Here is a 23,492-nt window from a genome sequence, read left to right as displayed (position 1 = left end):
GTTGGCACAGCTCATCAGTAGACTGGGCAGATGATTACTGTCAAGGGAACCATCAGCACGCCCCTCTCACCCGCACGGGCTTTCGCCTTCCTGAAAGAGTTCGAGAACACCAGCGAATGGGATCCGGGCACGCCAGTGGTGGAGAAGCGCTCCATCGGCCCGGTAGCCGTGGGCCACCGGTACCATGCAGAAGCTGAATTCCGCGGCAAGCGCCAGTCCATCGGGTATGAGGTGACCGAACTGCGCGAGGGTCACATCAAGCTGCGCGGCGAAAACAAGACGCTGGTCTCGTTCGACTCGATCGACGTCGTCCCCTCCGGTTCGGGCAGCGATGTCACATACACGGCCGAGTTCCAGCTCAACGGATTCCGGCGGATTGCCCAGCCTTTCCTGAAGCCGGCCTTCAACACGCTGCGCGACCCGGCGCTGAACGGGCTGCGCGACAAATTGAACTCGCTCGTCTAGTTCCGGCAGGTAGGCCAGTGGCTCAAGTCAGCAGGCGTGCCCTGTTCGATGCGTCAGGCGCTGTCGTGGGCTCCATCGGCGTCGGCATCACGCTGCTAGCCCTGAACGATTCCCACAACGTCACCAACCTCGCGGCGGTTGTTGCCGGGCTCACGCTGGTGACCGTAGCGGCGCTCAGCGTGGTGCGCCGTCGGCCGTCCTATTCCGGCCCGGCCGACCGGGTCACGCTGTTCCGCGCGGTGCTCGCGGGCGGGTGCGCAACCATCGTGGTGCTGTCGTTGTGGGGGACTGTGCCCACCAGGTCCTGGTGGCTGGTGCTGTTGGCGGCGACCGCTGTGCTGCTGGACGCCGTAGATGGAGCCGTGGCCCGGCGCACCGGCACAGCCACCAAGGCTGGCGCTCGCCTGGACATGGAAACCGACGCAATCCTGCTGTTGGTGCTGTCGATACCGGTAGCACTGACCGTCGGCTGGTGGGCGTTGCTGATTGGGCTGATGAGGTACCTCTATGTCGCGGCGTCCTGGGTGCGCCCTGCGCTCAGAAGCGAACTGGAGTTCAGCAGCTTCCGGCGGGTCGTCGCCGCCACCCAGGGTGTGGTGCTGGCAATCATCTTGGTCCCGGTGACTCCCATCGCGCTCGCGGTCCCGGTGGCGGCCGCTTCCCTGCTGTTGCTGGGGGTGTCCTTTGGCCGGGACGTGGTGGCCCTCGAGCGGTCGGCTGCCCGGTCCGTCACGCGCCACTGACCCCTGGTCCAGCCCTCATCTCAACGCCAGAACCAGCAAGCAAAGCCCCTCAGACCGAGTGGATCCGCCAGCTCACCGTGTGATCAGCACCGGGCTGCAGCACCACCAGGTCGGTGCCCGAGTTGAACGCATCCGGCGGGCAGGTCATCGGTTCGACGGCGAGTCCCCGCCTGCTACCGGCCGGATCCTTGGGCAGGTCTGCGGTATGGACCTGCACCCACGGGCAGCCGCTACCAAACGAGACCGCTGCGCCGTGCCCATCCGGACCGGTCACGGAAACCGTGGCGGCGCCGTCGTCGTATTGGACGCCGGTGAAGGCATGGTCGAGGAACGTGTCGTTGACCCGTCGCGGCGTACGGAAGTCGAAGTCGCCGGACACGTCGGCCAGGGTGGTGGGGATGAGCCGGTCCTCAGTTACTTCCAGGACGGTGTCGGCGGGAATGGTCAGGGTCCATTCATCCACCAGTCCGCCGCCGGCCACCAGATAGGGGTGGGGTGCCACGCCGTAGGGGGCGGCGTCGGGCCCGGTGTTCGTGGCGGTTACCGTGGTGGTGAGCCCGTCGTCGTCGAGCGTATACGTGGTCTCAAGGGTAAGCCGGAATGGGTAGCCCTCCTGCGGAACCACTGTCGCGCGGAGCCGGACGGAGGAGTCGCTCTGGTCGGCAGTCTCCCAGTCCTCCCAGGCGAGGAGCCCGTGCAGGGCATGACTACGCTCGGGTTCGGTGAGGCTGAGCTGGTGGGTGGCGCCGTCGAACGTGTAGGTACCGTCGACCACCCGGTTGGGCCACGGGGCCAGGATTGCGCCGCGGTAATTGGGGCGGATCTCGTCGGCGTCGTAGGAGCGGATCAGGTCGCGTCCGCCGAACCGCAGTTCACGCAGCGACGCTCCCACACTGGCGACGACGGCGCTGTACTCACCGTGGGTCAGGTGCAGCTGGCGTCCGGACAGGGGAGTGGGGGCGGCGTGATTCATCATGAGCCTTCGGGTAGTTCCAGTTCGTCGTCGACGCTGAGACATTCGGAATCCTGCTCGACCAATGAGACGGCCGTACCCAGGTCAACCAGGATGGTGCTCGACGGCACTTCGTTCGGGTCGAACAGCACTTCCACCGCCGGGTCGCGGCCGTAGGTGGTGGCTCGCCAGACCTCTTCCTCTTCCTGGATGATCCAGTCGACGCCGTTCACTGACGCGCAGGCATCGGTGGTTGGGCCGGGAACGGCGACGCCGCACCGGAGGACCACCTGCGAGGGGTCGCCCCACGCCGCGGTCGCCTGGCTGTTGGTTTCGCGCAGCTCGTTCTCGGCAACGAGGTCAGGCAGCGACACCATGACCGACGCGCACTCGGGGTTGGCGGCGTCGGCGGCTGCCTCCACACCAACGATCGGCGAACACGCCGTCAGGCCAAGGGCGACGACGGCGAGCGGGGCTGAGAGGCGGGAGACACGCATGGTGCCAGTTTAGTAGTCACGACACCGCCGGCCGATCCTTCTGGTTGCGCCTCCCAGCTTCTTCCCACGGTTGATGGTTAGGATGGGGAGCTGTCTCATGTCAGGGGAAACCAGTCGTGTCAAACTATCTTGAAGAACCCGTCGAGCGGAGCGCTCGCAAGAAGCGTCCGGTACGCATTGTGCTCATCGCGGCGCTCGCCTTGGTTCTGGTGGCCGGCCTCGTTGCCGGCGGGTATTTATTCAACCTCGCGAATACGTACAACACACAGACCGAGACCATCGAGGAGGTCTTCCCCGAAACCACCGACCGACCCACCCGGTCTCCGGTCGCAGAGGAGGCCCGCAATATCCTCCTGCTCGGCAGTGACGAGAACGGCGGCAGCGGCGAAACCGAAAACCTGCCCGGCGTGCCGAATGCAGGCCGCTCGGACACCATGATGCTGATGCACATTCCCGCCAACCGTGAGGGTGTGTACGTCATGTCGATCATGCGCGATACCTGGACTGACATTCCCGGCTATGGCGAGCACAAGATCAACGCGGCCACAGCATTTGGGGGAGTGCCGCTGCTGGTGCAGACGCTTGAGGGCATGTTCGATGCGCCCATCGACCACGTCGCCATCATCGATTTTGAGGGGTTCACCGGGCTAACTAACGCGTTGGGCGGGGTCACGGTCAATAATGAGATCGCGTTCCAGTCACGCGGTGCCGACGGCGAATTCTTCGACCAGGGCGAGATCAATCTGCGGGGCGAGTCGGCGTTGAAGTTTGTCCGTGAGCGGTACGCCTTCACTGACGGCGACTACCAACGGGTGAAGAACCAGCAGTTGTTCATTAAGGCGATCATGTCCAAGTTTCTGACCGCGGAAACACTCACCAATCCGCTCAAGATCAACGAAATTGTCGCTCAGGCATCCCCATACCTGAGTGTTGACGAGGGTCTGGACGCCTCGACCGCCGGCGGATTGGCGCTCTCGTTGCGGAATATTCGTGGCGACGATGTGCAATTCTTCACGTTGCCGAACCTGGGAATCGGCACCTCCGCGGATGGCCAGTCGATTATTCTGAAGGACGACGCCGCAATCGCGGACATTGCCGAAGCGCTGGACAACGACACCCTGGGTGACTATCTCCAGACCGCTGCATCGTAGAATTAGGACCCATGGGATTATTGATGCGCCGTGCTCTCGCCGGTCTAGCCGCGGCCTCGCTCACTGTTGGAGCGGGTGTGGGCGCGGTCCACGCCACGGAAGAGCCGCCGTTGCCGGTGCCGACGACCGAGCCGGCCCCGCCGCCCGCACCAGCGCCCACAACTAATCCTCCAGCACCGGCGCCTGCCCCCGCACCGGAGCCTGAGCCAGAACCGGAGCCAGCGCCTGAACCCCCGCCTCCGGCGACTGATCCAGCCACCGGCTTCACGATCGACCCAACCACTGGTTACCTGATCCATCCACCCACGGGTTATCTGATCGAACCGGGCACCGGCAATCTCATCGATCGATCGAACTTCTTCTATACGGATTTCCGTTGGATTGCGGAGACCGGCGCTGTGGTGGACCTGAATGAGGAGACCGAGGAACCGGACGAGACGCCGTCACCAGAGGAATCCGAGTCGGCTGAGCCTGAAGAGTCTGAGTCCCCTGAACCGACACCATCGCCGACCCGCTCAGCAACGCCGTCGCCCTCGCCTTCCCCAAGTGAGGCAGCCGTTGTCGATGCCAGCGCCGCGTCTGAGGAGACCTCAATTGGCTCCAGCCCGATCACCAGGGGCCTGGTAATCATTGGTCTTGTTGGCCTGGGTGTCCTCTATTACGCGAAGCTTCGGGGCGGGAATACCGCTGGTCCAAAACCGGGAAAATAGCCCGTTTCGCGAGTGACGTTTTGATTACGCTTCGCCTTAATAGCCCCTTACGTCCCATTTAGCCGGGATCTCACCCATACGATGAATCGATCATTCGTATCTGTAGGGGAGACAGTATGACCAGTGCCGAATCGGCGCGTCCAGGCAATCAGTCATCGATTCAACGAAGCGCCAATCGGCGGACCACCGCTGTTTTCTCGGGCCTCGTCGTCTCAAGCCTGATGATGGGTGTGGGGGTTTCCCCGGTTTCTGCAACTGACGATTTCGGTCAGGTCACTGGCACGGTGCTTGGTTTGGGTTCGGACGATCAGCTCTGTGTTTATGCGCTTCCCGCTCCTGTTACGAACTCGGAGCCTGGTGTCTCGCCGTCCACCGGGCAGCTGCAACCTATCGTGCCGCCTCCCACCGAAGGCCCCTGCGCTGATACGCCCCTTGCGGTGGAGTCGCAACTGGTGGTTGACGGTACTTACACCTTTGAAGCGCTTGAACCTGGTGCCTACCGGCTCTACCTTGATGATCCTCGACCTGATGAGTCGTCGGTTACGGGTGCGTCTCAGTGGGTTCCCGGCAAGGTCCTCAAAACTTCGGCTCAGATAGTGACTGTCGAAGCCGGCGCATCGGTTGTCGCGCCGAGCACCACCGCATTCCCTGCCCGGTCTTTTAATGATGTTCCGCCGACGCTGCAGTTCTCCGAGGAGATCTCGTGGTTAGCGTCCACTGGCATCAGCACAGGCTGGACTGGACGTGACGGGACAGCAACCTTCCGACCGGTGACACCCATCGCGAGGGACGCGATGGCAGTGTTCATCTATCGACTGGCTGGATCCCCGGAGTACACGCCACCGGCAATTTCACCGTTCGCTGATGTGCCAACGGACAACGTGTACTACAAGGAGATCGCCTGGCTAGCTGCCGAAAAAATCAGCACCGGTTGGCCCCAAGATGATGGTTCCCGGATCTTCCGGCCGCTGAGCCCGGTGGCTCGTGACGCTATGGCTGTCTTCCTCTACCGGTTTGCCGATCGGGGTGCCCTTGAGGACACCGCGGCTGCGCCGTTTGAAGACGTGCCAACGGACAACGTCTACTTCAAACAGATTTCCTGGCTGGCGTCCACTGGCATCAGCAGAGGGTGGACCTCGGCTGACGGAACGAGCACCTTCAAGCCCTATGCCGCGATCAATCGTGACGCCATGGCCGCCTTTATGATGCGGTATGCCCTAATGATTAACACGCAGTCCTAGGCTCATATCATGCGAAATGACACCGGAACAGGGGAATGGTTGCCCGAGGTCTACACTTGATCCTGATCCTGATCCTGATCCTGATCCTGATCCTGATCCTGATCCTGATCCTGATCCTGATCCTGATCCTGATCCTGATCCTGATCCTGATCCTGATCCTGATCCTGATTGACACGAAGCAACCTAGACACTTTGGGGGTGTACGTTGCGTATCTTATTGCTGACGCATTCTTATGCCCCGGAGCACAGTCCGCCGCAGAGAAGGTGGACACAGTTCATTCGTTCCTTCCGCGCCGCGGGATGGGATATCGATGTAGTTGCTCCCGTGGCGCATGCGCCTCACGGCCGACGAACGCTGCCCCGCAGCGTGGCTGGAAGGCCCTTCCTCTGTTCCTTGGGGGAATATGGAGAACGTATCCGTAGGGTTCCGTTCCTTTGGCATCGCAACACTCGCCTGGGCCGGTTAGGCAACCACTTGTTTTCGGCGGCCTGCACTGTGCCAGCAGCATTGATGGCCAAGCGGCCCGACGTCGTTGTCGTCACTGTGCCCAGCCTTCCTATCCTCGGGGCCGGCTATGTTGTCTCTCGGATCCTGAAACGACCGCTCGTTGTCGATATGCGGGATGCCTGGCCGGACATCGCTCGGGATGCGCGGCTCGTTCAGGGCAGCGCCAAAGGGGTAGTCGAGCGAATCATTATGGCCATCCAGGACCGGGCTGAACTGGTGGTGACTGTCACCCACGGATTCGCTCGCACTCTGCGTGACCGTGGCCTGAAGAACGTCGCAACTGTGAGCAACGGGGTCGATCTTCATACTCTGGACAAACTTCCGCCACGCCCGATGGAGTCAGACCGGCTTGAAGTGCTTTACCTCGGCAACCATGGAGAAAGCCAACGACTGGATGTACCGATCAGGGCGGCCGCCCTTGTCGGTAAGCGAATGCGTCTTACCATGGTGGGCAACGGAGTGCAGCGCGCCGACCTGATGCATCTGGCACAGGAGTTGAAGGCACCTGTCGAATTTCATCAGCCGGTCCATGGGCCTGAAGTGATGGGGTTTTATGACCGGTCCGATAGCTGCATTGTGTCTTTGAGGGACGACTGGAAGTCCTTTGAGACCACCATTCCTTCCAAAACCTATGAGGTTCTGTCTTTAGGCCGGCACATCACTGGCATTGTGCTGGGCGAGGCGCGGAAAATTCTAGAAGACGCGGAATCTGGCCACGTTGTTACCTCCTCGCCTGTGGAACTCGCTGAAATGTGGAAATCCCTTCAGGCCGATCGATCGCTGCTTCAGGTGAACGGCGCCGGGCGTGCCTGGGTGGAGAACAACGCCGATGTAGAGGCGTTGGCGCAGAGCTACATCGACCTGTTGGCTGAGGTTGCCGGCGGTCTTCACCGGTGAAGCCATTATCGATATTGCGCAATGCTCGATTGTTGGGGGCCACAGTATTCCGGCACCTGGGTGATGACCCCTTCCTGCTGTTCCTACAGGTCTCGCGGATACTGCCCAGCGGCGTCGTCGATCGCGGGGCGGGGGTGGCCTCGGTTGTTGGGCGAGGTCCTCTGGTGCAGGCCATTACGTCCTACCTCCAAGGGGACAGGGCGCGCACCGAGCAGGTGCTGAAAGCCGCGCTTGAGGCAGGTGAGCCGCCGTCCCGGCCCGCGTTGCTGGCTGAGGTTGCTTTGGCGGCTGGATACACCGCGTTGACCGACAAGTTCATTACTCTGGCGCAGGTTTCCGGTGCCCGGGATGTTAGTCGAACAGTTGCCCGACGGCGCTGGTACGACGGCGACATGAGCGGTGCGATTGAATCGCTTCAGGCTGCTGACCGATTCAGCGCCGCGGAGCGTCTTGCCTCTGAGTGCAGGGTTTTTGAGGGGTGGACGCCCACGCTGACCCCGGTGAATGGGTATGCCCCCCTTCCACGCACCGTGCTGCACGTTCTTACGAACTCTCTGCCGCATACCGGTAGCGGTTACGCCCAACGTTCGCATTCAATCCTGAAGGCACAGCACGATGCCGGGTGGCACGTTCATGCTGCCACTCGTGTCGGCTATCCGGTACAGGTGGGAAAACTGTTCGCCGCGGACGTCGATCTCATTGATGGAGTTGTGTACCACCGGTTGCTCCCTGGGCGACTTGCGAAGGGTTTTGATGCCAGGCTTCAGCAGCAGGCGGAGCAACTGCTGGCCTTAGCATTACACGTTCGACCTGCGGTGTTACACACCACAACTCACTTTGTAAACGGGTTGGTGGTCCGCGAAGTCGCGCGGGTTCTCGGGATTCCCTGGGTCTACGAGGTGCGGGGCCAGCTCGCTGACACATGGGCGTCGAGCCGGTCGGATGCGGTAAAGCAGAGCGAGCGCTATAAGCTTTTCACTGAAAGTGAAGCGCAGGTTATGCAGAGTGCCAGCCTGGTGGTGACATTAGGCGAGGTTATGAAGCAGGTTATCGTGGACAACGGAGTGGACCCCGGCAGCATTCTGCTGTGCCCCAATGCCGTGGGTGATGAGTACCTCGACGAGCCGATGGCCTCGGGCGATGCACGCGAACTTCTTGGGCTGCCTATGGCCGGCGTCTGTATCGGCACAGTGAGCAGCATCGTCGATTATGAGGGTCTTGATGACCTGTTGCGCGCCTTTGCGATTCTCGTGCCGGCCTACCCTGGTCTGCGGTGTCTGATTGTGGGGGATGGGGTTGCCCTACCCTCATTGAAGGCCCTGGCCAGGGAACTCGGCATTTCCGATCTGGTTGTCTTCACTGGCAGGGTGCCGCGGGACAAGGCACGCCTTTACCACCAAGCAATCGATATCTTCGTTGTTCCGCGGAAGGATCTTGCAGTGACACAGGCGGTAACTCCGCTCAAGCCTGTCGAGGCGATGGCTTGCGCTAGGCCGGTAGTCGCCAGCGATCTGCCTGCGCTACGCGAAATTGTTTCGGCCGACACTGGGGTTCTAACGACCGCTGGTGATGTCTCCTCTTTGGCATCCGGCATTAGGGAACTCCTTGACGGCGGCGGCGGTCGCCCTGACTCGTACCCAGCTGCAATGGGAGTCGCAGGACGGCGAGAGGTATTGGCCGATCGGATTTGGGCGAAGAGTTCATCCGCTCTAATAGATGCTTACTCCGAGAGGAGCTGAAGAGAATGACTTCTGAGACAACCCACGGGCGCAAGACAGTCCCAGTTTCGGTGGACTTAAGCACGCTGACTAGAGTCGGTGCGAAACCAACTTTTCTGGACTATTTGGTGTCGCTGTGGGACTACCGTTACTTTGTATTCTTTGATGCAAGAGCGAGAGTTCAGACCGGCAATAGCCGGGAGCGCCTCGGCAGCGTCTGGTTGATTCTGAACCCTGCGCTTAACGGATTGACCTTCTATCTAATTTTTGGTGTTCTTTTGGACGCCTCGAGAGGTATAGAAAATTTCATCGGCTACCTCATAATCGGTGTGTTTCTATTCCAAATGAGCAATCGGGCAATATCCACGGGAGCTCGGGCCATACCCGCGAATACTAAAGTGATCCAAGCCTTCGCATTCCCAAGGGCATCTTTGCTACTGGCGGTGAATGTCAGGGAGCTTATTGCGGGAATACCCGTGATTATTACAATGTTGGTTCTGATATTGCTTATACCTCCAGGAGAAGAGGTGACGCTGTTATGGATCCTCATTGTTCCTGTGGTGTTTTTGCAAGCAATCTTTAATTTTGGTCTGGGCTTAATTTTGGCTCGTATCGTCGCCACTGTTTACGACGTTTCGAACGTGATCTCATTTGTAATGAGAATCTGGCTGTATACGTCCTGCGTGATGTTTTCCATCAATCTTTTCGATCCCTACCCAACGGTCAAGGGAATCATTGAATTGAACCCGCTTTATCAAGTTTTGACCATCGTACGAGACGCAGTGCTCTATTCGCAGGTATCTCCCTGGCAGTCTTGGGCAATCCTGGCCGCTTGGGCATTCGGCATACTTGCGGTGGGAATCGTATTTTTCTGGCGAGCAGAGGAGAGTTATGGCCGCGACGACTGAACTTGAGTTCTTGCCAGATTTGCCATCGGTGGTGTTGGCGAACGTCAGCATGACCTACGATGTCCCGACTGACGAGAAACAGGATCTAAGTGGGGTGCCCCTCGTCCAGCGCTCCATCCGACGCCTAACTGGAAAACAACCGACTGTGAAAGTCGAAGCACTGAAAGATGTTTCGCTAGTAGTTAACCGAGGCGAATCTATTGGAATTATTGGGCGGAATGGATCGGGCAAGAGCACGTTGATGAAACTTGTCAACGGGCGTGTCCCACCGACATCTGGAGCAATCTACGCCTCATCTCGCCCGACTTTGCTTGGGGTCAGCGCAGCGCTCGTCCCTGACCTTTCAGGGGAACAAAACATCATGTTGGGATGCCTCGCGATGGGGATGTCAAGGGCAGAAATCAGGTCAAAGTATGAGGAGATTATAGAAATCTCTGGTCTGGAACGATCGATCCACCTGCCCATGAAGACCTATTCCTCCGGCATGGGCTCTCGCCTTCAGTTTGCAATTTCAACTGCTGTCGACACAGAAATACTCCTAATTGATGAGGCACTTAACACGGGCGATGACCAATTCAGGGGTCGGACAAAACGCAAAATGGAGGAGTTGCGGGCCAACGCGGGGTGCGTCTTTCTCGTAAGCCATAGCCTGGACACAATTCGACAGCTCTGCAGTCGCGTTATTTGGCTCGATGATGGTGAAGTCGTCACCGATGGTGACCCGGCCTACGTAACGCGATGGTATAAAACACACGTTGAGCAGCTCACGAAAGGCGATATGGCGAGCGCGCGCAAGACAAAATTTCGCCTGATGCATCAACTCCCTGTACCTCAAATTATTGACCGGCAGACTGGCCGTAGGAGCGTTCGCGGGTGACAAGGTCTACGCTTGACCGTTTGCGGGCCCTCCTTTGGCACTTTCGGCATGGCGGTGTCTCAGCAGTCAGGACTTGGCGGAACAGGGAACGGGCTGCGCGCGGAGTGTTCACTGTTGACAATGCGCAAGGAGCCGAAGGTGCGTGGGTTGGACACCGAAAGGCGAAGCAATTGGTCTTCGCCGCGGCGCAACCTTCCAAAAGAGCCGTACCCAGACGCAGCATCCGAACCGCAACCATTCTGGACGAATTTTCGGCTTTGGCGTTTTCTTTCGAATTGACGACATTCCCGCTCACCCCTGAGAACTGGCGGCAGGTGCTTGCGGAGGAGCGGATCGATCTGCTTCTCGTCGAATCGGCGTGGCACGGAACCTCGGGCGCCTGGAAGTATCAACTTTCAGGCACAAAAGGACCAGCAAAGGCCTTTGTGGACTTGGTTCGAGCGTTTGGCGACCAGCACATTCCGACGGTTTTCTGGAATAAGGAAGATCCTCCGCACTATGAAGACTTCCTTCCAACCGCGAAACTCTTTGACCATGTCTTCACTAGCGATGCGAATATGATCGAACGTTATGCGGAAGATTTGGGTCACGGGCGTGTGGCCACGCTTACCTTCGCGGCACAGCCCGCCCTTCACAACCCCATCCGTCCACGAAGAGGCTGGCATAGGCGGGATATCGCGTTTGCTGGTATGTACTTCACGCACAAATTTCCAGAGCGACGAGAACAGATGGACTTGCTGCTCGGGGCGGCCACTGACGTGTCGGGATCAATGGCTACAGGGCTGGAGATCTTTTCGAGACTCTCTGGAACCGATGAGAAGTACCAGTTCCCACCGCATCTGCTGCCTCATGTCGTAGGATCCCTTCCGTACGACCAGATGCTGACAGCCTACAAAGCCTACAAAGTGTTTCTCAATGTGAACTCTGTTGTTGATTCTCCCAGTATGTGCGCGCGACGCGTCTTTGAGATTACCGCTTCGGGTACTCCAGTGGTGTCAACTCGGAGCTCGGCTGTTGCCACGTTTTTCCCACCGGATGAGGTCACAATCGTTGACTCCTCAGCCGATGCGCGAGGAGCTTTGGCCTCGTTGGTTCAACATCAGTCATTCGGTGACCGGCAGGTGCACCGGGCGCAGCGAAGGATCTGGAACGAGCACACCTATTCGCATCGGGCAGAGCAGATTATTGCTCGTGCACTGCCGGAACAAGAGAGGTCAGTACGGCTCCCGTCTTTATCTGTGCTCGTCTCGACTATTCGTCCGCAACAGCTCGATCACGTATTTCGTACGGTGAACTCTCAGTTTGGGGTGCGCGCTGAACTCGTTCTCTTGACGCATGGCTTCACCCTCGATGTGTCACAACTCCACGATCTGCAACGTCTCTACCCGCTCGGAGCACTGACTCTGCTGACAGCGCCGTCCAACCAGAGCCTGGGTGAGTGCTTGAATGACTGTGTTGCTGCTGCCTCAGGAGATGTCTTGGCCAAAATGGACGACGATGATTTCTATGGGGCAAACTATTTTCTGGATCAGTTACATGCATTGAAGTACTCAGGCGCCGAGGTTGTCGGTAAGCAGGCCCACTATATGTATCTGGAACGGTATGACGCGACAGTGCTCCGATTTGCCCATAAGGAGCACCGTTTCACCAATATGGTTATGGGCCCAACCCTCATGGCCGCTGCTGATCAGTTCCGGGCTTTCCCCTTCCAGCATCGCAGTAGTGGGGAGGACACCGCGTTCCTCAAGGCAATCGTGCAGGCGTCAGGTTCAATCTATTCATCAGACAGATACAACTTTTACCAGCAACGCAACGGGTCCGGCCATACTTGGCAGGTATCCGATCACGAAATACTGGCCACCGCAGATCTCTCGTTTTTCGGTAAGCCAGACCAGCACGTATCAATTTAGGGGAAGCAATTGAATAATATTCGAAAAGTTGCCGTTATTGGACTTGGTTACATCGGTCTACCTACCGCGGCTATTCTCGCTACTAACGGCCTGCAGGTCGTGGGGGTGGATATCAAACAGGACAACGTCGATGCCATCAACCGCGGAGAAGTACCGTTTGTCGAGCCTGATCTCAATATCCATGTAGCGGGTGCGGTCAGCGTCGGGAGTTTGACGGCAACCACCGTGACACCGGCCGCCGATGCCTTTATATTAGCGGTTCCGACACCGTTCAATCCCGACAAGACCGCCGATCTTAGCTACATTGAGGCGGCAGCACGTAGTCTTGCTCCGCAACTGAGGGGCGGTGAACTGGTAATTCTCGAATCCACTTCTCCTCCGGGTACTACTCAACATCTTGCCGATTATCTTCTCGACCTGAGGCCGGACCTCAGCCTTGATGGTTCCGACGGGAAACCGATCCTGCATGTCGCCCACTGCCCGGAGCGTGTCTTGCCCGGAAGGGTCATGATTGAGCTAGTGACGAATGACCGCATCGTCGGAGGCATAACCGAAGAAGCCACTGAACTGGCCCGTCAGTTGTATAACGTGTTTTGCCAGGGAGACATCCACCTGACGGACGCCGCAACAGCCGAAATGGCCAAACTGGTCGAAAACGCCTACCGTGACGTCAACATAGCGTTTGCTAACGAACTTTCGGTTATCAGCGACAAAATCGGGATCGATGTGTGGGAATTGATTGAGTTAGCTAATCATCACCCACGGGTAAACATTCTTCAGCCTGGTCCTGGAGTAGGTGGGCACTGCATCGCGGTCGACCCTTGGTTTATTGTGTCGGCCGCACCCAAAGATTCCAAGTTGATCCGGCAGGCCCGTGAGACGAATGACGCGAAACCCGCTTGGGTAATTGACCAGGTCAAACTGGCGTTGAAGGATACTTCCATCAACGCCAAAGTCGTCGCGCTCGGCTTGGCTTTTAAGGCCAACATTGATGACCTGCGCGAGTCTCCATCGGTCGGCATCGTCAAGCAGCTCAGCTCGGATCTTCCAGCACACACCATTCTTGTGGCAGAGCCACACGTGTCTCAGCTTCCCCAGGCGCTTTCCCTCCACGCAAATGTTCATCTGATGGAGACTGAGCGCGCGATTAACGAGGCAGACGTGGTTCTCCTTCTTGTCGACCATGACGAGTTCAGAGAGTTGGATCGATCCGCGCTTGAAGGCAAAGCGGTAGTGGACACAAGAGGTATTTGGAGGTGACAGTTCGGCCAGAACCCTGTCTGGAGGAATATCGTGCAGTTTGAAGATGAATTTCGTTCTCAACCCATCAGTGCTTTGGCAAAACGGTCGGAATATCTGGCTGACATCGACTGGTTCATCGTCGAGCACGAGGAACTGATCCTGCGCCGCGGTAGTGATGCCAGTTCTATCAAGTCCCTTGAGCAGGAGTTGAAGTCCGCGCGGCTAGACAATTTGAAGTTGCAACGTGAAACTAAGTCCCTCCGCGACGAAAACATGAAACTGAGGGCCACGCTCACCGCCCTTCGGCAGTCGAAGCGCCTGAAAATAGGATCAGCCATCGTCAGCCCGGTGGACACTGTTGTTCGGTTACTGCCCCGCAAGGCTTCAAAAGGCACATCTCAAGGCCCGCTATTTCTCGCCGCTCAGGACAAACAGCCAAATGCCTCAACGGATCCAGCGCAGAAACCCAAAGGACCAGTCGCGCGTGCTGACGAGCTTCGGAAGAGGGTGCGTGAGAATCCCTCTAAGGCGAGTGTCTATGATCTGATTGCTCACCTTTACTTTGTGGTCGGCAGCATCGCTGAGCCTGCAACGCTGATTGAAACCCATTCAGGCGTACTGACTGAACTCACCCCCAAAGAACAGCAACTGGTGGACGCCGTGCTGGGGTTGGACCGGCTAATCAAACGCCGTCCGCAGCTGCCCCCGAAGCAGGACACACCCGGATACCAGGCCGAACGGGGGCGGATTCTCTACTGCGCCCATAGCGTCTCGCCCTACAATTCCAACGGTTACTCCACTCGGACTGCTGGCCTAGTCAAAGGCTTGACCCAGGCCGGTGCCGATGTCGTCATCGCCGCTCGGCCCGGCTATCCCTGGGACGTCAAAACTGACACGGCGCCCAAGTCCACCTCGAGCTATACCCAAGTCATTGATGGAATCGACCACTTCTTCAGCCAGGGTCCAACCTGGACCCAGGGTCCGCTCGATCATTACCTCCAGCAGGCCGCGGACAGTTACGTCCAGGTGGCCACACGCAACCGCGTTGAGCGCATCCACGCTGCTTCAAACCACGTGACTGCCCTGCCTGCCCTGATCGCCGCACGCCGGCTCGGATTGCCCTTCAGCTATGAGGTTCGAGGACTCTGGGAGATCACCGAGTCCTCAACGAAGGCAGGCTGGGATGGATCGGATCGGTTCCGTTTCTCAAAAAGCTTGGAAACATTGGTTGCGGTCGAGGCGGACGTTGTCTTCGCCATCACCGAACAGGTGCGGGATGAACTTGTCTCCCGGGGCGTTCCCTTCGGGAAAATCTCAATACTTCCGAACGCCGTGGATACTGACGAGTTCAGCCACATGCCGCCTCATGCTCCAACGAGGCAGCGATTGGGCATTAATGGAGATCTCCCGGTAATTGGGTATGCCGGGAGTCTGGTCGATTATGAGGGACTCGGGACATTACTCGAAGCATGTCAGCAGATGATGACGCAGGGGATTGACTTCCGGCTGGTGGTGGTCGGTGATGGGGCAGCGCTCCCGTCCTTGAAGTCAAAAGCCGCGGATCTGGGCCTGTCCAAGGTGTCGGTATTTACTGGCCGGGTGCCAGCCAGCCAGGTACCGGCGTTCATCAGCGTGTTCGACATCATGCCGTGCCCCCGGCTTCCGCTCCCAGTCACAGAAATGGTGTCACCAATCAAGCCGTTGGAGGCGATGGCGGCGGCGAAAGCCGTGGTACTTTCCGACCTGGCTCCGCTGCGGGATCTGGCAGGGCGAGACGGGGAACGAGCGAGTCTGTTCCCGGCAGGTGATGCAACCCAGCTTGCCGCAGTACTGGGAAATCTCGTGACCAGCAAGGATCTGCGCCGGGACATGGGCCGCCGGGCACGCTTATGGGCAGTGGCGGAACGAACCTGGCGCCGTGTGGGCGAGGATGCGCAGACAGCCTTCGCTGCTTCGGATGGATCGACGTCCCCTGCAAAGGGTGTCCCGTTGTCCGAGTTGACGATCGGGATCATCGCTGACGAGTTCACCACCGCCGGGTTGCGTCCCGATATCCCACTTGTCGAGCTGCTTCCCGACAGCTGGGCAAACCAGCTAGCCGACACCCGTCTGGATGCTGTGTTCGTCGAGTCCGCCTGGGACGGGAACAAGGGCGCATGGCGTGGAAAGGTCGGATATTACGACGACGAATCTTTCGCCGATCTTCGAGCGCTGCTTGAATATTGCCGTACCAACTCAATTCCAACCATATTCTGGAATAAAGAGGATCCCATTCATTTCAACCGGTTTCAGGAGACCGCGAAGCACTTTCAACATGTTTTCACCAGTGACGACGGATCCATCCGACGCTACCTGGAGTCTGCGGGGGAGCATCTGCTGACGGTGGCGTCGTTGCCGTTCTACGCCCAGCCCACGCTCCACAACCCGCTCCCCAGTACCAGGGACTACTCGCATACAGTCACCTACGCGGGCTCCTACTATGGCGCGAGGTATCAGAAACGATCGGATCAGCTCCATAATCTGCTCGCTGCGGCGCTCCCGGCAGGACTGACCATTTATGATCGCCAGCATCTGAACGAGGACAGTCCATACAAGTTTCCTCCCGATCTGGCCCCGTATGTCAGCGGCGGGTTGGCGTATCCGGAGATGGTCGAGGCCTATAAAGCTCATCCCGTGCACGTGAATGTGAACTCAGTCGAACAATCGGGCACCATGTTCTCTCGCCGTGTCTTCGAGGTGGCCGCCTGTGGAGGTGCGCTGGTTAGCGGACCTGGACAGGGCGTTGACCGCGTTTTCGGCAGTATCGTCCCCATCGTTTACGACAGGTCGGACGCGCAGGCACTCATCGGTTACTGGATGGAGAACGAAGAAGCCAGGAACGGGGATGCGTGGCTTTCAGCTCGACACGTTTACCGTGGCCACACCGCATCCCAGCGCCTGACCTACGTACTGCGTACAGCGGGTCTCCAGGTGCGGGCAACGCCCTTGGAGAAATACGCTGTTCGGTTGAACAGTTCGACTCCTGAGTCTCTCAAACTGCTGGACGACCAGAGCGTTCGTCCCGCGCTGGTCATCCTGAGCCGGGGGCAAGACCAGGGTGCACGCACCAACCAGACAAGCTCGCTCCCGATGGCCGACGAACCGATCGACGCCGACAGCCTCCGCGCCCGGGGAATTACTCTGCTGGGAGACTTTCCCGCACATCCCATCGACCGGACCTATTACGAAGACTTGCTGACGTCGCGGGCCTATTCGTCCTGGCAGTCAGCTCGGATCGACTCCTCCAGGACTGGCGAAGTCGGGTTGGGGCTCGCATACACCGAAACAGCTGAAACCTTGAGCAATCCTGACCTCGTAGCGTTGAGTCCCGACCAGGGGGCCCCCAGACTAGTCCTCAATCGTGCAGTGGCAAAGCAGCGGCACACCGCGCTGATTCCCGCCCCGCTCCGGTCGGAACGAATCCTCGTAGCAGGACATGACCTGAAATTTGCTGGAGGGCTCATCAGCTACCTCACGTCACAGGGCCATGACGTTGAGACCGATCTCTGGACGGGCCACTCACAGCATGATGAAGCTCAAAGCCTTGCCAAGCTCGCCAACGCCGACGTCGTCTTCTGCGAGTGGACTCTAGGAAACGCCGTCTGGTACGCGAGAAACAAGCGCCCGGGCCAGCGGCTGGTCTGCCGACTGCACCTTCAGGAATTGGATACACCGTACCTGGGCCAACTGGAGGTCGGTAAGGTAGACCAGTTCATCTTCGTCGGCCGACACATTGCCGATGTCGCGCAGCGGGACTTCAAACTGCCGGTTTCGAAATCGGTCGTGATTCCCAACTATGTCGACAACGAACGCCTTCGGCAGAATAAGTACCCCGATACCAAATGGAATATTGGCATGGTAGGTATTGTTCCGCAGCGGAAGCGGCTCGATCTTGCACTTGATGTGTTGCGGCGGCTGAGGGCCGAGGACCAGCGATACCACCTCTACATCAAGGGGAAACGGCCAGAAGATTTCCACTGGATGGCAGGACGAACCGAAGAACTGGCTTACTACACGCGCGAATACCAGAGAATAGCGCAAGACCCCCTGCTCGCCGATGGGGTGACCTTCGACTCGCAGGGCGACGACATGACCGATTGGTACCGCAAGATCGGCATCGCCCTGTCGGTGAGTGACTTCGAGTCGTTCCACCTGACCATTGCAGACGGGGCTGCTTCCGGTGCGGTGCCAGTGAGCCTAGCGTGGGCCGGCTCAGACCAGATCTACCCGAGCACCTGGATCGGGGCCGATGTCGATTCCCTGGTTGACAGGATCCGCTCAGCAAATCTCACCCCAGTATCCAGGCGGCTAGCCGTAGAGGACGCGGTTTCATTTGCCTCGACCAATTTCGCCCAAGACAGTGTGCTGCGAGACCTGCATGCAGTCATTATCGGACGAGCCTAAGTGACCATCAATCCAGGACATGGCCTGCCCGACCACATCTACCATCCGAACTTTCCGATAGAACCATGATTGTCACCTTTCGTCCGAAGACGATAATGCAGGCCAAATATCCACTTGCCACTGTCGCGCGTATCCTCCTGTTGGATCCGAAGACCGCCGAGGTCATCTGGACAGGGAATTGTTCCCCGGAGCACGAATTACGGATTGATCTATCGAAGCATGCCAGCGCCACCGATACCTTGCGGTTACGGGTCGACGTAATGCACGACGGGCAGTGGATCAGGCGGGTTGCGCAGGCTAAGGTGCGCACACTTCTGAGAGCCTCCCGGTTACGGGTTTTCGTCGATGCAGAGAGCCAGGACGAGGTAAACACTGACCTTGTGGCAGGGGTTGCGCTGCTCGATTGGCTCGATTTTGATGGATCACTGCGGTCTTTTACCGCTGCCTACAGCAGGATTCTGAGAGCCGCGCGCGCGGCGCAGCTGTCAACAGGACAAGCCGGCAATATTAGTCACTTCGTCGATGCTTACGAATTTAGTGTCGGGTTCAGTTCGACTTCCAACTATTCGAACCTGCTTTACATGCTGAGGTTCTATTCCGAACTCAATCTGGTTTACAACGAGCACATTCCCCGCAATACCGGATCGGTCCTGCCAGCCCCGGCCAATCTGAAATATCGGGAAGCTGCGGACCGCGTTTTTCAATCCCACCTACAGATGGCCCAACGGTACCCCACCTTCCCTGCCGCGTTGCTGGCAGGAGGATTTGCCTGTGTAGCCCTCCAGCTGACGGAAGGCGCCATACACTACTTGTCGGCGGCTTGGGCTCAATCCCCATCGATTAATCGGAGTATTGGACTGATGAAGAATGGTCCGGCAACCTATGCCATATCAAATTCGCAGCCAGTAAGCCCTCAACAACCGGAGCTGGATCTAAGCACGAGGAGCGATCGCCCGATCACTATTCTTTGGTCGGCCGATGTCAGGTACCTGAGGAAATACGTCGTTAGAATAGTGTTCCAGATGGCGGCAGCCCAGCACCTGGCCTACCACTTCCATTTGGTGGACGACGAAGAGTTGGTGAAAGAATTTCTGGGAGAATTTGAGGAAGCGCTGACCCTGGCATGTCGAATCCGCGGCGGCACGAATGCTGCGCCTTCATGGTCATGGAGCCGGGAGAAGGTCCCCACCGGAGTTCCCGATGAGAGAACCTACTTCGCATGTGCGCGCTATATGCACGTAGAGTTTTTCCTGGATTCTTTGGGATCAGACCTATGGATCCAGGACGCGGATTCCTATCTCTCTGCAGCGCCCGACAAGTCGTTGGAAAGGTTCACCTCGTATGACGTCACTGTCACTACAGGGGCCGAGTTCGATTACTTCGTGCCTTGGTTTGCTGTGCTTGGGTTCAGTACCTTCGTCAGCAATAGCCCCGGTGGTCGTCGGTGGGCTGGAATAATGAGACAAACGTTGGCGAGACGGCTGGCTATTGGCGACTCGTGGATGCTCGACCAGACAGCTCTCTTTCATTGTTCAACCCCGAAAATGGCGGCGGACAATAACATTTGCATACTGGCGGTACGCGAGAACGAATCCATTGTGACCCACCTCCACAGTTCTATGGCTTCAGTCGTTGAAAACTAGTCTCAGCCTCATGTGATCTCAGACCTTGATCAGTCGATAGTGATCCAACGCGTTGTAAAGGGCGAGGCTGTTTTGTGGCCTGGACGACGAACATAGACTCGTACCCTGTAGCGTCCTGGTTGTAACTGGTTGAACCTTACCGACGTCTTTTCACTGTAGTGCTCCTGTGCTACGAGTTCGCCACCTCGGAACACTTTGTAGGCGAGGCGGCTTCTCTCCGGTGCATTCACAGACAGTTGGATTGTGGTCTTCTCCACCCTCGAGATCTCGTATTCCTTATAGCTAAAATCTGCAAGGCGGATATCCGTCTTGATCTGCGCGTTCCGGCCCTTGAACGAGATCGCAACCACCTTCGCTGGAACCGCTTCGCCGAACCGCGGGAAACGCCACCCGAGGGGACGGGGCTTCATGCGACCCTCATGAAGGATCTGCCGGGTGGCCACATTCCCACTCACTACAAGATCGAGCACCTTAATTTCACCATGGAAAAGTTCGAAACCCTGACTGTGAAGGACGACGGACACCTCAGTGCCCAGATTCCATAGGAGCTGATATTCATGATCTGAACTACTGGATATCGTGTCGGTGAGGAGGAAGCGTGGGATTCCCGACGCCTCGCTAATGTCCAACTCTCGCTCGTGGACGACATCGTTGTGGCGGGCATTTTTCCCGATTACCTTGAAGCCGTCAATCCGCCGCTCCAGAACGTCAAGGCTCACCTTGCCTCGATGTCCATCTGTACGCGGAAGGCTTTGTCCATCGACCACAAGGCTATTGTGCGCGAACTGGGAGTAGGCGTATCGAGAAAAAGGATTAGCATAATCGTAACTGTATGGACCGGATTCGCTAAGCAACTCGATACCGCCGCTACTCAAGAAAAGACTGAGATCATCGGAGTGTTTGTGGTAGTCGGCGTTATATGCGGCCGAAAAGAAAGCGAAAGTCGCCTTTGGATCACCCCATTGGCTCCTATAGATTGCGTAACCGGATGAAGGCAGGATCAGAGTTCGATCAGTAGGCTTGACCCCATCGGCACCCTGCGAGATCGCATAGGCGAACTCCGATCCGGTGAAGACCCGGTCCATCCCTGATTGCCCAACGTTGATCTGTTGGGTATCGCTGATGGGTGGGTAGGTAGCGTTCGGCATCAATGCGTGCGTAGCGTACTTTTCGGCGTGTTTGAGGAGGGCTCCGTAATATAGGGCATCAGGGTGCCCCGCGGCCTCTGCGATTTTGCGGACGTTGTCAACCTGCCGGGCGACCATAAGGTGGTAGGTCGGCGTGTTTTCCACGTGGACCCCCTCCGTTGTGAAGCAATCCCCGAAATATGCCCTAAGCCGCGCCATGGCCTTGGCGAAGTACGCCGCACCCCGTGGGTCGTCATCCGCCGCGCGGAGCGTGGCCCAGTAGAGTAGCGCGAGATCCTGGAACATTCCATGGTTATTACCGGTGGCATGGAAGTCATCGGTCGACAGGAGATCCGCCGTGGAGCCCATCAGAGCGGATAGCGCAGAAGTACGAACTGGGAGAAGTTCATCAATATAGGGGCTGAGCGACACAAGATTGATCAGTCGTTGGGCAGTTGTTTCATCGTGGTATGCCATAGACGGCGATGCGCTTTTATCTTTGTTGCTCACCGACCATGACTCGACTATTTCCCACGCGGCGACCACCCCTGACGATCGAGTTGATTCGTCTGTCAGCACCGTTTTGTACCAGTCCACGAGGAACAACAGTCCGTGTATGTAGCGCTGCTGGCTTCGGGAGGTGGAAGTGGACCACACTGCACCGTCTTTGAAGGGAATTTCCTTGAATGACGCCGAAGCAATCACCCTAGAATCGAGGAATCTATTGGCTCTATCTCTCGCTGCACTATTGCTGGCGGCCGGCAGTTGCCCAGCAACGACTGCACGGACGGATTGCAAGTTGTCGTGGGTAAGCATTTATTCCTCGGTGTCATGTGCCAAATCGAAGGAGCGTCTTTCGGTCGAGTAAGTCCCGATGCTGGACCCTCAACTGTACCAACCTGAAGGTACTGGGCTCCACACGAGCCGTCGTTGTTGGTTTACCCCTTTACGTTGGCTAGATAGCTGCCAAAGCTTGAAACCCCGGAGGGGTTTCGCTTTGAAGGGACTAGGGTCGGTTTAGCTTTGCTGAACTACTCAGGAAAATTCTTCTGGGTACTCGTTTTTTCCAGGTCAAAGGAATCTCCTGAAGGATATCGCCACCCACCCGGATGCTTCCAAAGACGCAGCGACTGGCCGTTAAAATTGCTGTTGCGGAACACGGACAGAGTTCCCTGACAATCGAGTAGGCAATACTGACATTGCTACTGGCTGTTATCCCAGTGTCATTGTGGAGGGCAATGCCCCTTTGCTCAGAGTGACATTCTGACCTATCCAGATGTCGTTTGAGTTACCGGAATCTCTTTTAGCAGCTTCCAAATTGCCTAGTTTGGAAGACAATCCGGAAAGCCGTCCAGATAGGAAGAGGTCGGGGTGAACCGTACCGGGTTTGATGCCGCTTCCTTTTTTGTGAAGGATAGCGATTATGCCCAAGCGATACCCTCAGGATCAGCGTGAGCGTGCCGTGCGGATGGTCCTTGACCATCTCGGTGAGTATGACTCCGTTTTTGCCGCCTTTTCGGCCATCGGCCAGAAACTGAACATCGGCAGGGAGTCCCTGCGGCGGTGCGTGCTTCAGGCCCAGATCGACGCTGACGTACGCCCCGGTGTCACGAGTGCCGAGCAGGCCCGGATCAGGGAGCTGGAGCGGGAGAACGGGGAGCTGCGGGAGGCCAACGAGATCCTGAAGCGGGCCTCGATTTTCTTCGCGAGGGAGCTCGACCCTCGCCGCCGCAAATAGCCGGATTCATCGACGAGCTGCGTGCTGATGGCTACGGGGTCGAGCCGGCCTGCAAGGTCCTGCGTGAGCAGGGAGTGCAGGTCGCCCCGCGGACCTACCGGTCCTGGAAGTCCAAGGCACCGGCTGCCAGGACCGTCACGGACGGTGCCATTGTCAACGCTTTGAAGGACACCGCCGAGAAACCGGAGGCCACGCCGTGGCCAGGTGCACGGTTGACCGGTTGATGCGGGATGAAGCCATGAACGGCCTCGTCCGGGGCCGGAAACCCAAAGCCGTGACAGCTCCGAAGGACTCCCAGCGGGCGCCGGGCCTGCTGAACCGGGATTTCACCGCGGCCCGGCCGAACGCTGTGTGGGTCACCGACTTCACCTACGTCAGAACATGGTCCGGCTTTGCGTATGTGGCCTTCGCGATCGATGTCTTCTCCCGGGCGATCGTGGGGTGGCACGGCTCCACGATCAAGGACACGGACATGGTGCTTACTACCTTGAAAATGGCCCTCTGGCGCCGGGACCAAGCCGGGACACCGGTCCCTGAGGGGATGGTCCATCACAGCGACGCCGGCTCCCAATACACCTCGATCCGATTCGGGGAGGCACTGCTACTTGAAGGCCTGGCAGCTTCCGTCGACAGCCTCGGCGACGCGTACGACTGTCAGTTTATTTCTGTCGGGTCGAGACTGATCCGGTAACCCGGCCGGCGCGGTCTGACCCTTGCTTACG

The 23,492-nt window shown here is 58.1% G+C and carries 19 protein-coding genes and 1 other annotated feature; of the genes, 16 read left to right on the top strand and 3 right to left on the bottom strand.

Going from position 1 to position 23,492, the window contains the following annotated elements:
• The first annotated feature begins 30 nt into the window (after positions 1-30).
• Positions 31-465, top strand: coding sequence for an SRPBCC family protein (locus ACX80T_RS14245; protein ID WP_116779066.1), 435 nt, complete (start codon positions 31-33; stop codon positions 463-465).
• Between the two features lie 17 nt (positions 466-482).
• Positions 483-1,208, top strand: coding sequence for a CDP-alcohol phosphatidyltransferase family protein (locus ACX80T_RS14240; RefSeq protein WP_459304745.1), 726 nt, complete (start codon positions 483-485; stop codon positions 1,206-1,208).
• Positions 1,209-1,257: 49 nt separating this feature from the next.
• Here the strand turns inward: ACX80T_RS14240 and ACX80T_RS14235 are convergent, their stop codons facing one another.
• Complete coding sequence (locus tag ACX80T_RS14235) at positions 1,258-2,181, bottom strand: aldose 1-epimerase family protein (RefSeq protein ID WP_459304791.1); 924 nt, start codon at positions 2,179-2,181, stop codon at positions 1,258-1,260.
• Positions 2,181-2,657 carry a DUF3515 family protein gene (locus tag ACX80T_RS14230; RefSeq protein ID WP_459304744.1) on the bottom strand — a complete coding sequence of 159 codons (477 nt, stop codon included), beginning with the start codon at positions 2,655-2,657 and terminating at the stop codon, positions 2,181-2,183. The genes ACX80T_RS14235 and ACX80T_RS14230 overlap by 1 nt, the downstream gene beginning before the upstream one ends.
• A gap of 116 nt (positions 2,658-2,773) precedes the next feature.
• Between ACX80T_RS14230 and ACX80T_RS14225 the strand changes: the two genes are divergently transcribed.
• The 12 genes from ACX80T_RS14225 (at position 2,774) to ACX80T_RS14170 (ending at position 19,905) form a co-directional block, all read left to right on the top strand.
• On the top strand, positions 2,774-3,808 hold the full coding sequence (locus tag ACX80T_RS14225) for an LCP family protein (RefSeq protein ID WP_459304743.1): 1,035 nt from the start codon (positions 2,774-2,776) through the stop codon (positions 3,806-3,808).
• An 11-nt stretch (positions 3,809-3,819) separates the two neighbouring features.
• Positions 3,820-4,518, top strand: coding sequence for a hypothetical protein (locus ACX80T_RS14220; protein ID WP_459304742.1), 699 nt, complete (start codon positions 3,820-3,822; stop codon positions 4,516-4,518).
• Positions 4,519-4,634: 116 nt separating this feature from the next.
• Positions 4,635-5,759, top strand: coding sequence for an S-layer homology domain-containing protein (locus ACX80T_RS14215; RefSeq protein ID WP_459304741.1), 1,125 nt, complete (start codon positions 4,635-4,637; stop codon positions 5,757-5,759).
• A 56-nt stretch (positions 5,760-5,815) separates the two neighbouring features.
• A complete protein-coding gene (locus ACX80T_RS14210) occupies positions 5,816-5,983 on the top strand; it encodes a hypothetical protein (RefSeq protein ID WP_459304740.1) in 168 nt (55 codons plus the stop codon).
• Positions 5,965-7,164 (top strand): glycosyltransferase family 4 protein, encoded by a 1,200-nt coding sequence (locus ACX80T_RS14205; protein ID WP_459304739.1) that lies wholly within the window; start codon positions 5,965-5,967, stop codon positions 7,162-7,164. The genes ACX80T_RS14210 and ACX80T_RS14205 overlap by 19 nt, the downstream gene beginning before the upstream one ends.
• A gap of 32 nt (positions 7,165-7,196) precedes the next feature.
• The gene (locus ACX80T_RS14200) at positions 7,197-8,903 is read left to right on the top strand and encodes a glycosyltransferase family 4 protein (RefSeq protein WP_459304738.1); all 1,707 of its coding nucleotides are present in this window, start codon (positions 7,197-7,199) and stop codon (positions 8,901-8,903) included.
• Positions 8,904-8,908: 5 nt separating this feature from the next.
• On the top strand, positions 8,909-9,790 hold the full coding sequence (locus ACX80T_RS14195) for an ABC transporter permease (protein WP_459304737.1): 882 nt from the start codon (positions 8,909-8,911) through the stop codon (positions 9,788-9,790).
• Positions 9,774-10,667, top strand: a complete 894-nt coding sequence (locus ACX80T_RS14190; protein ID WP_459304736.1) for an ABC transporter ATP-binding protein — start codon at positions 9,774-9,776, stop codon at positions 10,665-10,667. The genes ACX80T_RS14195 and ACX80T_RS14190 overlap by 17 nt, the downstream gene beginning before the upstream one ends.
• Before the next feature lie 170 nt (positions 10,668-10,837).
• Complete coding sequence (locus tag ACX80T_RS14185) at positions 10,838-12,577, top strand: glycosyltransferase family protein (RefSeq protein WP_459304735.1); 1,740 nt, start codon at positions 10,838-10,840, stop codon at positions 12,575-12,577.
• 9 nt (positions 12,578-12,586) lie between these two features.
• A complete protein-coding gene (wecC, locus tag ACX80T_RS14180) occupies positions 12,587-13,837 on the top strand; it encodes a UDP-N-acetyl-D-mannosamine dehydrogenase (protein ID WP_459304734.1) in 1,251 nt (416 codons plus the stop codon).
• 33 nt (positions 13,838-13,870) lie between these two features.
• Complete coding sequence (locus tag ACX80T_RS14175; RefSeq protein WP_459304733.1) at positions 13,871-18,262, top strand: glycosyltransferase; 4,392 nt, start codon at positions 13,871-13,873, stop codon at positions 18,260-18,262.
• A 65-nt stretch (positions 18,263-18,327) separates the two neighbouring features.
• On the top strand, positions 18,328-19,905 hold the full coding sequence (locus ACX80T_RS14170; protein WP_459304732.1) for a hypothetical protein: 1,578 nt from the start codon (positions 18,328-18,330) through the stop codon (positions 19,903-19,905).
• A gap of 29 nt (positions 19,906-19,934) precedes the next feature.
• On the opposite strand, the gene ACX80T_RS14165 is transcribed toward ACX80T_RS14170, so the two are convergent.
• The gene (locus ACX80T_RS14165) at positions 19,935-21,848 is read right to left on the bottom strand and encodes a heparinase II/III family protein (RefSeq protein WP_459304731.1); all 1,914 of its coding nucleotides are present in this window, start codon (positions 21,846-21,848) and stop codon (positions 19,935-19,937) included.
• A 607-nt stretch (positions 21,849-22,455) separates the two neighbouring features.
• On the opposite strand from ACX80T_RS14165, the gene ACX80T_RS14160 reads away from it, so the two are divergent.
• Both ACX80T_RS14160 and ACX80T_RS14155 read left to right on the top strand, forming a co-directional pair.
• The gene (locus tag ACX80T_RS14160) at positions 22,456-22,770 is read left to right on the top strand and encodes a transposase (RefSeq protein WP_459304730.1); all 315 of its coding nucleotides are present in this window, start codon (positions 22,456-22,458) and stop codon (positions 22,768-22,770) included.
• Positions 22,725-22,859 (top strand) — a sequence feature (AL1L pseudoknot). Its footprint overlaps the gene before it by 46 nt.
• Positions 22,860-23,008: 149 nt before the next feature.
• Positions 23,009-23,461 (top strand): DDE-type integrase/transposase/recombinase, encoded by a 453-nt coding sequence (locus ACX80T_RS14155; RefSeq protein WP_459304729.1) that lies wholly within the window; start codon positions 23,009-23,011, stop codon positions 23,459-23,461.
• Positions 23,462-23,492 lie beyond the last annotated feature (31 nt).

It is taken from the genome of Arthrobacter sp. Sr33 (genome assembly GCF_054511195.1).
The sequence above is the reverse complement of the archived record's forward strand: the minus strand, read 5'-3'. Positions and strand labels throughout refer to the sequence as shown.